Annotated in this window: 2 protein-coding genes; one reads left to right on the top strand and one right to left on the bottom strand. The window is 36.9% G+C overall.

Features of this window, described 5'->3' with window-relative positions:
* Nucleotides 1-112: 112 nt before the first annotated feature.
* Nucleotides 113-10,861, bottom strand: a complete 10,749-nt coding sequence (locus AAA915_RS04695; protein ID WP_338201825.1) for an SLAP domain-containing protein — start codon at nt 10,859-10,861, stop codon at nt 113-115.
* Between the two features lie 410 nt (nt 10,862-11,271).
* Here AAA915_RS04695 and AAA915_RS04700 point away from each other — a divergent pair, with 410 nt between their 5' ends.
* The gene (locus AAA915_RS04700; protein ID WP_338201859.1) at nt 11,272-12,627 is read left to right on the top strand and encodes an MFS transporter; all 1,356 of its coding nucleotides are present in this window, start codon (nt 11,272-11,274) and stop codon (nt 12,625-12,627) included.
* Nucleotides 12,628-12,690 lie beyond the last annotated feature (63 nt).

Below are 12,690 nucleotides of genomic sequence, written 5' to 3' on the forward strand. Positions count from 1 at the left end.
AAATAGAGCTAAAATTAATTTTCAGCTCTGTTTAATTATGCATAATAACTAAAAAATAGCTCCTGAGTTCTTTAAACTCAAGAGCTATTTTAATAAGTTATGCTGCGCCTAATTATTTAAAATTAGTTTCTTTAACAAACTTATTTTTGGCAATGGTAAAGTACTTTTCGTGGTTAATTTTGACAGGACTACCATAAGTTTTAATTACCTGCTGTTTCCTTAAAACTTTTTTGCTAATTAGATTACCATGTTGGCTGTAAACATAAGCACTATGCCTTAATTTAAGCATTTTAGAATCAATATTGTTAGCGACAATGAATAAACCATCATCCAGTTCGTAGTATTTTTTACCATTGATGAATTGTTGGTTAACCGTATTAACAATTGAACTGGCTAGTATAATAATCTTGTTAGCACGTCTACCGTTTTGATCATATAGATATGAATTGTGCATAATAGTTTTTGCAACTGCTGCTTGCGCCTTTTTCGCTACGAGTTCGTTAATCGAAGCTGCACTGGTGGCTTTTTGCAAAGCAATATTTGCAACCTTAACAAAGCGGTTATGGGCAATAATGTAATATTTTTTACCCCGAATTGTGACTGCATTGCCATAGGTTTTAATATTATTGCCTTTTCTTAATACACCAGCTTTCTTTATGCGATTGCCATGTTTATTGTAAACATAGGCATTATGTCTTAATTTCTGACTAGTAGGAATAACATTACCTAGAGCAACATAGTAGATTTTATTCTGATTGCCCTTATCAACCAAGATGTAATAGCTCTGCCCGTTAATTTCTTTGATGCCGTACGAAGTAATGATTGAGCCGGCACCAAGAATAACTTTGTTAGCACGCTTGCCATTTTCATCGTAAAGGTAAGCGTTGTGCATTAAAGTTAATTCTTCACTGCTGGTTAAATCAAGTTTTGACTCTTTGTCTTCTTTGTTCGTAGTATTAACAGGCGTATTGTTAACAGGAGCTGGGATAGAATGATTGTTAGAACTATGATCGTTTTCGTGATTAATATCATGAAGAATACGGTCTATTGTGGCAGAATCTGTAACATCAAGATACATTTGCTTAATAGCATCATCACGTAATTTAGCAATTGTCTGACTGTCATTAACCTCAGGCTGTTTGAGAGAAGAGTTTGCCTTAGCCATATCTGTATCAATTTGGTTAATAATAGCTTTCTTTTCCTGCTCAGTGTATTTGCTTGAGGACTGAATTTCACTTGTAGCTGCTTTTTGTGCCTCTGCCAATGCCCCAGCAGCTATTTCTTTTTCACCAGTTAACTCCGTAGCGGCCAACTTATCTGCGTTAACAGAATTATTGAGAGCATCTTTGGCACTTTCATATGCTTTATCAATGATGGCAGTATCTGCTTTATCTTTAAATCTGTTTTTGAGAAGTTTAACAGCGGAATCGTAGGCAGCTGTTAGTCTTTCTTTTAGTACTGTGCTGTTGCTATTTAAAATATCATCCAGTTCCTTACTGTCAGCAACAATGATATTGTTTATTTGCGTGACAGCTTCTTTTCTGGCTTTTTCTATGCCAGCAGAATCTTGAGCCTGATCTATGGTGCCAGTTTGATTGTTATTGGCTTTAGCCACTTTTTGATCAATGTAATCTTTTATTACCTGCTTTTCAATATCAGTATAATTACTACCATCTTGATGCTTTAATTTATCAACTTGGTTTTTAGCATTGGCAGCAGTGTCGGCTACTGAGCCCTTAGCTATTTCTTTCTCAGCTGCAATCTTAGCTGCTGTGATATCTTCAATTGAGTCACCATTTACCTGTGAGTGCTCGTAGTATGCTTTATCAACACTGGTGGTATCGGCATTTTCACCAAATTTTTCTTTTAGTTCGGCTACTGCTTTTTGATGTTTAGCAGTTAATTCATTGTTTGCATCTGTTCTAAGCGAACTAATAGATTCATCTTTGGCGGCATTACCGGCACTGGTGATATCGGCTTTAGCGGTATCTTTGATTTTATCAATCTGCTCTTTCTTCTTGGATGTATCACCTTTAGGAGCACTGACTGCATCAATTTGATCCTTGGCTTTCTGGCTATCATTTTTAATTTGCTCTTTCAGCCTGTTCTTGGTTTCAGCAGCTAATTTTTCGTTGTTGTCAATTTCTGTAGTTACTTTTGCAGCTTTCTCATCAATGTCGGCTTTAGCCTGTTCCTTGTTAATGATGGTCATAGCCTCATCATAAGCAGCGCTGGTAGTCTGAATATCAGTAGCATTATTAATAGCTTTAATTTGCTCGTCAATACGATCTAGCAATTCTGGTGACAGCTTATCTTGCAATCTGTCTTTTAATTTACTGTATGCATCGTTAATGCCGTCTACTCCTTCAGCACCGTTAATGGCATTATTTTGTTCATCATTGAACCATTCTGGTTCAGTGCCAGTTTCAGGCTTAGCTAACAGACGATCAATGTTTTGCCCAATATCAGCTTCTTCAGGGATGTCGGCACTTGCTGCAGCACTTTCGATATCTTGGTAGCTCTGTTTATAAGCATCATCAATTGCTTTTTTAGCTGTTGCCTTTTGCTCTGCAGTTAATTGAGATTGATCAATTACAGCATGAGCCTTAGTTTGTTTATCTTTCAGAATGTTTTCGGCTTTTGTCTTATGACCAGCCAGGGCTGTCTGTTCTTTAATGCTGTTGATATTAGTAATAGCTTGTTTTCTATTACTATCTATTTGGTTTTTAGCGCCAGCTTCAGCTTGCGAAACAGAATTAATGTCAGCTCTTGCTTTTTCAACAAGTTTTTGAATTTGCTCCTTCTGCTTTTGCTGATCTGCTGGGGACAAACCAGATTTTTCTATTGCGTCATTTGCTTCTTTTTGTGCTTGCTCTACCTGAGAGAATGCATCCTGTTTCGCTTTAACTATTTCGGCTTTTTCTTGTGCAACTTGGAAAATGCGGTCGATTTCTTTCTCACCAAAATTAGCAGTTTCACCTTCTGGCACTATACCTTGTTCAGTATTTTCAACTTGTGTTCTAGCATCTTCGTAGTTGTTTTCAAGCTTAATACCGGCAATGTTAGCGATTGTTTTGTGAACTGCTGCATCTAATTGCTTTTGAAGCTCATCAATTTGATCTTGTTCCAGGTTGGTTGCAACACCAGCAATTTCGCCTTTACTGTTAACATAGTCCTTAAACTTGTTAATCTGCTTATTCTTCTCTGCAGTCAGTTTGCTTGGCAATTTCGCCTGATCAATGTTTGTTTTGGCATCTTGTTCTAACTGGGACAGCTGTTCACTTGCAGCACCATAAATTGAACTAATACCATCATTTAAGGCCTGGTCAATGTCTTTATAGCCACTAGCGACATCGTTGCCGGCTAAGCCTATACTATCAATGTCAGCTTTGGCTTCTGCGGCATGATCTTTCAAGACCTTAACAATTTGATTTTTGCGATCAAAGTTTTCACCTAGTTTGTTAATTGTTGTGATGCCATCTTCTGCAGCTGATTGAATTTGCGTAATAGTGTTTTGCTTACTACCCCTGGCGTTAATAATCTTTGCTGCTGCTTTTTTTTGTTCCTGCTCTATTCGTGCTTTCATTTGGTCAGCAACGGTGCTGTCTTCAGTTTCAGAAGCTTTAGCTTTGGCGTTGGTGGCTGCAGTTTGTAAATCATTGAGAGCTTGGGTTAGAGCTTCTTCGTTAGCAATATCATTATTGACGTTGCTAAGAGCTGTTTCACCATTACCTTTAGCAGCATTAATTTTATCCAGATCAGTGGCAGCAGAAATCTCGGCTTTAGCTGCACTTAAAGCGTCACTAATAGCCTTACTTAAGTCATCATATTGATTTTGATCAACTTTATTGTGCAAACGGTCATCGCTTAAGCGTTGGCTCAGCTTTTTAGCCTGCTCAACCAGTGAGTTGTAGGCGGTATTTTGTTCCTGCAGCAAAGCGGCGTTTTCTTTAGCATTTTGTACAATACCAGTAATCGCATTTTCAGCGCCTTGTTTTGCTTTCTCCACCTCGTCTGGACTTTGCGCCTTGTTAATATTTTGAATAGCTGTCTCTTTATTTGAGTTGATTAGGTCAATTTGTTGGGCTTTCTCAGTATCACTTAGAGCTGACTGTTCGATCTTCTTGATATTATCCGCAGCTGTTTGGGCAATATTCTCTAAGTATTTATTGGCATTATTCTTAGCCGCTTGTAATTGCGCATCGCTTAAAGCTTTGTCAATGTTAATAATTCCAGTAGTTTTTGCCGCTGTGATATCGTCTGTTGTTTGCTGACCGTTTACCTGACTGATGGCTTTATCTTTGGCAACAGTTGCCTGACTCTTATATTGGGCTTTTTCTTCAGCACTTAAGCCTGTAATTTGGTCAATTTGAGCTAAAATTCCCGGAGTATCAGGATTATCAGTTTTGCCATTGAGTTCTTCGGTAAGTGCATTAATCGCTTTATCTTTCGCATTTTTAATTTTTGCAGCATCATTAGAATCAGCTGTAGTCTTAATTCCTTTAATTCGATTAATGGTAGTATCTCTAATTCCTAAAACGGTGCCACTATCTTCAGCAGCAGCAATTGTTGAAATAGCATTTTCTAGAATGGAATCAACACTGTCTTGATCTTTTTTATCTTTTAAGCTGTTTTTGATTTCGTCTGCAACATCTTTAATAGCTTTTCTGGCTTGTGCTTTGGTAATTGCTAAGTTACCACTTGCTTCCGCTTTATTGATTGCATTAATGGTATCAGTAGTGATTTTATTGATACCGTCTTTTGTTTTGCTATTTTGCGATTTGCTCTTGGCATCCGCAGCAGCCTGATTAATATCAGTAATTGCCTGCTCATATTGGGAACTAGCGTCTGCTTTTTCTTCGGCGCTTAAAGAATTATAGGAGGTAGTTAATCTGCTAATTGCTTCTTGAGCAGCTTTGCTAATAGCCTCTTCGCTGTGATGTTTAGCATTTTCCAAATCAGCTGTCATAGCAGTGGCTACAACCTGACTAATAGCATTTTTACCATCATTTTTGGCTTTGTCTACTGCATCATTACTTTTTTGCGACTCAATATTTTGTTTAGCTTTAGCACTTTCATCGTTGATTTTTGCAATGGCTTGAGTTTTATCCGCATCAGACATTGCAGACTGATTAATGGCAGAAATTGCTTGAGCAGCCTGATAATCGATATAATTTTTAGCCTGATTAATATTGTTATCAAGGCTTTGCGCATCCCTAATAACTGCGTTCATATTATCAATGCCTTGCTGCTTTTCAGAATCAACTTGAGCAGCAGAAGTATTCTTTACTTTAGCAACTGCATCGTTATAGTAATCGGTTAACTGTTTAATTAATCCGTCTTTAGTAGTACTGTTAACATTCTGTAAGTTTGTAATTTGATTAGAAACATCGGTGTAGGTGTTCAACAATTCTTTAAGAGCTGCACTTCTACTTGATTGCAATACTATTTTAGCAAGAATTTTATTTAAAGCTTCTCGACCGGCATTAGTTGCAGTAGCAATTTCATCTTGGGAATGGGCATTTTGAATATCGGTTTTGGCTGAAGTTAAAGCAGAACTAATTTCGTCATAATAATCACCTTTTTCCTTGCCGGAAAGGTTAGGATCTTTTTCGATACTTGTACGAATTTTTTCTGCTAGAGCATTTAGGCCAGTGTCTTTATTGGTTAAAGCGTCATCTTTTTGTTGCTCTAAGTATTTTGCTTCTTCACTGGCAATACTGCCAGCAATGTTAGCCATAGCAGCAATGCTATCATCTCTATCTTTGGCTACTTGTTCAGCAGACGAATCATTGAAAACTTTGCTGGTTGCGGTTTCGTAGAAGTCATTAATTTTGCCTGTTAATGCGTCTTTTTGTGCACTATTAATTTTATTATTTGCAAAAGCCTGATTAATAGTATCTAAGTCTTTTTTCTTCTCATCTTGCAAAGCTATATTTGCCTGAGATTTTGCGGCTATTAACTGGGCAGCCGCCAAATCCTCATTGATACTGGTTTTGCCAGCTTGTCTGGCGGAATTAACACTATCGTTGTCTTTAGCTGCATTAATTGCTGCTTTGGCATTAGCTAAGTCTTTATTAATAGTTTCTTTATAATGTTGTTTATCTTCTGGACTTAAAACAGTATCGTCAAAGTTATTAATTGTACTTAAAGCATTATCAGCTGCTTCTTCAACTTCCTTGATTGCATCTTGGCGCTGCTTATTTAAATTAGTAGAGCCGGTATTAGCAGCATTTTCTTGATAACCAGTAATATTTTTAATAGCATTGTCTTCATCTGTTGCAATCGCAGTTTCATTTTCATCTTGAGAGATTTTAGCAACACCAGCATCAGTTGCAGTATTAATTAGTTCTTGATATCTGGTTTTTTCTTCGTCACTCAGGTTTTTATTATTTGTAATCGTAGCAATTGCCTTGTCTTTAGCATCCTGAATAGCTGCAATAGCTTGATTACATCGACCACTTAAGTTTTGCTCATCAAGTAAATTGTTTAATGCAGCTGTACCTTCTTTGGTTGCTGTATTAATGTCATTTATGTTTTCAGCGTTATCAATGCGGCCATTATAGCCTTGACTTCCAGTAAGCAATTCACTGGCTTTATTGGCAGCATCGTCTTTATTCTTAGCCGTTAAATTAGGATTATTCTGAATTTTGTTAACAGTGTCTTGTTTAACTGTTTCCAGTTGTTTTTTAGCAGCAGACTTATAGGCATTTAAAACATTCTTTTTGCCGTCAGTAATATCTTGCTTGACGTCAGCAGCAGAGCTATGACTGTCAATATCTTTAATAGCATTGGTAACAGCATCATCAATATTAGCTTCTTGCTCAACTCCTAAATTGCTTTTAGCTGTCTCTGCGTCTGCCTTAACTTGAACTTTAGCATTTTCCTTAAAAGCATTTAAGATATTTTCTTTAGCTGTATTTTCTGCTTGGGCAATATTTGAACTACTTGCAGCATTATCTTCAATTTTATCAATTACCGCTAAAGCATCTGTCATGGCGATTACGGCTTTGTCAACTTGACCAAGGGCATCTTCGTAGCCCTTAGTATAACCAGCAATTTCGGCTTTAGCAGCAGCTTTATTGATTAAACTCTCAGCAGTAGTTTTTCTCTTATTAATTATTTCTTCATCATCAGTGCCATAAATAGATTTGTCTGTATCACCAGTGGTAGCTGTTGCAGCAGCAACTGTTTGGTCTATTTCATCAAGGTATGATTTTTGTTCATCACCAGATAAACCAGAATTTTGAATCCGTTCTTTAGCTTGAGTAGCTGCCTCTTTAATACCATTTGCTGCCTTATCTTTTTCTTTATTAGCATGTGTGCTATTAATCTTATCGATACCGTTATTAAGATCGTCTTTAGGATTATTGCTATTAATAATATCTTTGATAGCTTGATTTAAAGCATCTTGAATCTCAGGCTGATCGTCACCATACTGCGTTATTTGTTTCTTAGCAGCAGCTTCTAATGCATTAATTGCATCAATAGTATCTTGTATACTTGGAAGTACAGCTTTAGCTTCTTTTTGATGGCTATTAATAGCCGCTTCATCTTCGTCTTGATCAAGATCACCGTCAGGAGCAACAATTTCTTTTGGCCGCTTTAGCTTGTCTTTTATACCGTTAATTAACTCATCTACTGGCGATTTGACATTTTCGTCTTTAGCGGCTGCGTCAATGGCATTTTCGACTTTTGTAATTGCCTGATTAATATCAGTTTTTACATTATTTCGGTAATCTTTTCCTGCTTGATTAATGGCGTTAATTCCGTCGTTAACAATTTGATCGATATTAGTGTTATTTGTTGCAGCAGCCTGCACTTTGCTAATGGCTTGGTTTTTAGCAGCAGTGATAGATTGTTCTTGTGAAGGGAACTTTTTAACTTGCTCCTCTGCTTGTTGAGTTAGTTTGTCAATTGCAGCCGCTTTAGCTTTTTCATATTCTCCTTGACTTTGGGCTGTTTGTATAGCCTTATTAACCAAGTCTAAAGCTGTCTTTTTCCTGTTATTTATTTCATTGATTGCAGTCTTGGAAGATTGAACGCCATAAACTGATTTATTGGAATCATAATTGTTATCTTTATTAGTAGCAGCATACTTGGCAGCTTCATTCAATGTATCTGTCAGTGCTTTTTCCTGATCTGCAGTCAAATTAGCCGGCTTTTTAATTTTAGCATCGTTAATAGCATCAGTAATTTCCTGGGCTGCTTCTTGCTGTACCTCGCTAAATGGTTTAATTCCAAGACTAACTGTAGTAGGGCGGTCGCCACTGGCAATGTCTAACGGACTATATTCAATGAAGTTTGCGTGAGGAGTTAGTTGAATTGTGGCGTCTTTAGCCATCCTGGTAGTAATTTCAGCAGGAATGATAATGGTGAAGGTGCCATCAGGAGCAACTTTAGCGGCAAATTTGGTAGGTAATGTTGCCAAGTCATTTGCTTCACCGCGATAAGTATCAATAGTTTGGGCATATGGATTAGCGATTGATGAATCAATGAGGGCCTGACCATTTTTGTAAAAGCCACTATCTTTGAAACTGGCTAAAATATAAGCTTCAGTACCACCAGGTAAGATATTTTTAAAAAAGCTGTCACTATCTGGGCCGTCTTTTGCAGGATCATAGTATAATACGTGACCTTTGACCAGCTTGGAGCCATCGTCTTGATTAGTTACTGTCACGTTTTCTGGGTCAATATCTAAGAAACCGCTTTGATTGGCTGGTGTAAATCTGATGTTATTGTAGCCGGGGTTATCTTTACTGGAAAAAGCTGCTTCCACGATGGCTCGAAAGAGCTGGTCATACTTTTGATGATTGTAATTTTGCAGCAATTTCTGGAAGTTTTCAGGCGCTTTACTGAGAATGGTGCTAAGCTGGGGACTATCTTTTTTGACTTTTTCTAAATCGAAGATCCTATTACCGTTTAATACTTCCAGTTTGTTAACTGCGACAGTTTTAGCATTTTTTTCGACCTGTAAAACATGAAAAGGCGGTAAGACTAAGTTACTGCCAGGAACAGATCCATTTAAAAGTTCACCAAGATTTAAGGACTGGCGAACATTTGTGACAGTTATTTTATTATCACCGATAATGCTAGTGCGGTCATTGTTATTCAAATGGGCGTCTAACACAAGAGAAGTAGGGTTATTAACAATTAGCTGCCCGGTATTGGCCACATCGACCAATTTTATTGCACCGGTACCGGCATCACCAACTAATTGAATTTCAAAGCCGCCGTTTTGCACGTTAGCTTTACCATCAATTTGCACTAGCGAACCAGTATAATTGCCCATGTTTTGTCCAGTAATTTTGAGAGCACCGCTAGAGTTAATGGTAAAATCGCCCCCAATATAAATCAGGTTTTGCTTATTTCTAGTTGAAATATTACCATTCGTGTTAACGGTAATAATGCCGCCTTTTCCAATGTTAACTTTTGATTTGGCGCTATCTAGGTAAATTGCTCTGGCTTGACCATTATTTTGCTTGCCCGCATAATTAATTCCTTCACTTTGCCCGATGTTAATGGTCACTTGACCATTAACAGTTACTTGTGCATCGTCACTAATAAAGATGGCGCTGACAGGATTGCCGTGTTCACCGTTGTTAGCACCATTTGTACCATCATATGTCTTAAGTGGGGTCAGATTAACAACTGCTCCTTGTTCAACATTTAAAGAGTTGCCTTCTCCTCTCATTTCAATCAAGGTACCACCAAATGTTGAGCCTTCAAAGCGGCAACCTGCTTTAAAAGTAATGCTATTATTGCTATTGGTAAATTCTAAAAGTTGCTGATTACTGCCGTCAAACAACCAACCAATATTACTTGGAATTTTGACAGTTTCCGCGTGAATTTGGCCTTCAAAAATAATGTCGGTATTGTTTCTGGTAAATACTAACTGTGAACCATAAAAGACAATGTTTCTAAAAGTAATTCTAGCTTTTTGGTCTCTATTCATATTAGAGGTGTTAATGACACCATAATAGTCAGTACTCTTCAGTATTAGGTTTTCGTAAGTAAGATCTAAAGAAGAGTTACTGGCAAGAGTGGGATCGATACCCTTGAAGTCCAGAGTGTACTTAGCATTACCAGCAGACTTAATTAATAATTTTCTGCCTTGAAAGTAGGAGTGGACACGCCTGTCTTTTTCAGCACTAATATTAGTGGTTATATCAATTTCACTTACATCACTATTGGTTAGGGCACTAATAAAATCCTTCCAGTTACCAACGCTTACTTTTTTACCAGCGTCTTTTGCATCTTTTGCGGTGATCTTAGACTTTGCGGTTTCCTTATTTTTATCTGTTTTGCCAGTTTCCTGCTTATCTGTATTGTTTACACCGGGCTTTTCTTTGTCCGAATTATCGCTGTTAATATCTGCTTTATCTTCATTGTCTGTATTAATATCATTGTTGTCTGCACTATTTACGCTGGAACCTTCTTTGTTTGGATCGTCATTATTGGCAGCAGTTTGATCTGTTTGAGCAGTGTTATTTTGTTCACTGTTACTATTACTCTCCCTCAAAAACGAACTCAAGCCAGAAAATGTGGTTAAATTTGCTTCCCCTTCTGGCTTGTTTGTTTTGTAAGTAGCAGTAGATATATCTTGTGCGGTATTTTTGTTACTGGGATGAGTGATACTGTCTTGCGAAAAAGGATTTGCTTGAGAATAGGCATTATTCTCAGTTGGTTGAGGTGGAACAACTGTATCAGCCTTAACTGTTTTGCTATTTAAACTTAAGAAAGTAAAGCCAAGCAATACAGAAGTAGTACCAATACTCAATTTACGAATTGAGAAATGGTCTTGCTTAGCCTGCTTTGCCATTTTTTTCACCCGTTCATTGTAATTATTCTTTCCTAACATAGAAATTTCCTTTCTAATTTCCATTTACTATACATTTATCAATTTAGTAGATGATGATAAAAATGTCAATTATTGCGTTTTTTTAGGTGTTATTTTATAAATAACAAATTTTATAAAAATAAAGCAGCAAAAATTAAATAAAGATAACGCTAACATTAAATTTTAGATAACAAAAGTTGGCATTTTTAGGCTTAAAATGGATAATGATATTAAAAAAATGTCCAAAACAAAAAAATCTAAAATTTATATATATATCTAAATAATATTGTTATATAATTACTTTAGTTTGCTAAAAATAAGAAGGAAAAATGCAGTTACCACAGTGCATGATTGTTATGTTTCAAATTAGTTGCACCATTTTAAAGATTAAGAAAGTTCTATGATATCCTGAAGGGGAGGAGGCATTTATGATGTTTAAATGGATTTTAAAGCAGCCTGATTCGAATATGCTAGTTCCTAAAGAAAAAGTGGCACAAACATACAGATGGCGGCAACTAGGAGTTTTACTAGCAACTTGTATTGGCTATATTGGGTACTACATCATTCGCCTTGTATTTACCACAGAGCAAAATGATATTATGAAAGAATATCATTTCTCTACAGCTAATATTGGTTTGATTTTGTCTTGTTTTGGTATTGGCTACGGCATAGCTAAACTCTTTATGGGTGTATTGGCAGATAAGTGTGATTCTAACCGATATTTAATGGTAGGACTTTTATTGTCTGCAATCTTAAATATTTTCCTAGGTTCGACTCACAACCTTTATTTAATGATGTTGTTAATGTTTTTAATGGCGGTCACACAAGGAATGGGGGCTGCAGCTTGCCAAAAAATGATTCAGCTCTGGTGGGGGCCAAGAATGAGGGGGACAATGTATTCCATTTGGTCTTCAGCACATAATGCTGGCTCATTTATTTGTGTGGCCATAGTGCAATTAGCGGTTTTCCTTTTTTCAGGTTCAATTTCAGCTGTCTTTTATACATCCTCAGCAGTTTCCTTTATCATTTGCATCTTAATTTTAGTTTTGGGTGCTGATAGACCTAAGGTGGTCGGATTGCCTGATATTTCTACTTATACAGGTGACAAAGTGATTCTGGAGAATGGGCAAGTTTCTACTTCGGATCAGACTGATTTGAGTGTTGGTCAAATTTTTGTTAAATATATCTTGCAAAATAAATTAGTTTGGGCAGTTACTCTGACTTCAATGTCACTTTATTTGGTTCGCTACGGCATTCAGAGCTGGATCCCATCTTATTTGGTCCAGAATAAAGGCTTCGATCCTGCAGCTGCTAAATGGATTATCGGCATTTTTGAATTAGCATCAGTTCCGGGAGTAATTATTATTGGAGCGATTTCAGATGCTTTAAAAGGTCGACGTGCGTTAGTTTCAATCGCCTGCGTAATCGGAACGCTAATTTGCTTAACGCTATATTTTTTCAGTAATAATCATGCTCTAATAATTGCGGCTCTAATCATAATGGGTAATTTGATTTACGCACCGCTGACACTTGTGGGACTAATGATTAATGAAGTTGTGCCGAAATATGCAGTAGGTGCATCAACGGGTTTCATGGGCTTTTTCCAATATATTTTTGGTGAAACTCTGGCTACAGCTTTAATTGGGATATTGGTTGATAAATTTGGCTGGATCGCCAGCAACTCAGTTCTTTACGTTGCCTCATTTGCGGCATTAATTTTCTTATTTTATACCGCTATTAGTGAAAGCAAGATGCGCAAAGAAGCAGAAAATAATAAATTAGATTGAAAGAATTTTGCAGACATTTTACATTGATGCAAGAGTGTTAAAAAAAGGTAAGTAATGCTTTAA

It is taken from the genome of Lactobacillus rizhaonensis, assembly GCF_036246345.1.
GTDB lineage: Bacteria > Bacillota > Bacilli > Lactobacillales > Lactobacillaceae > Lactobacillus > Lactobacillus rizhaonensis.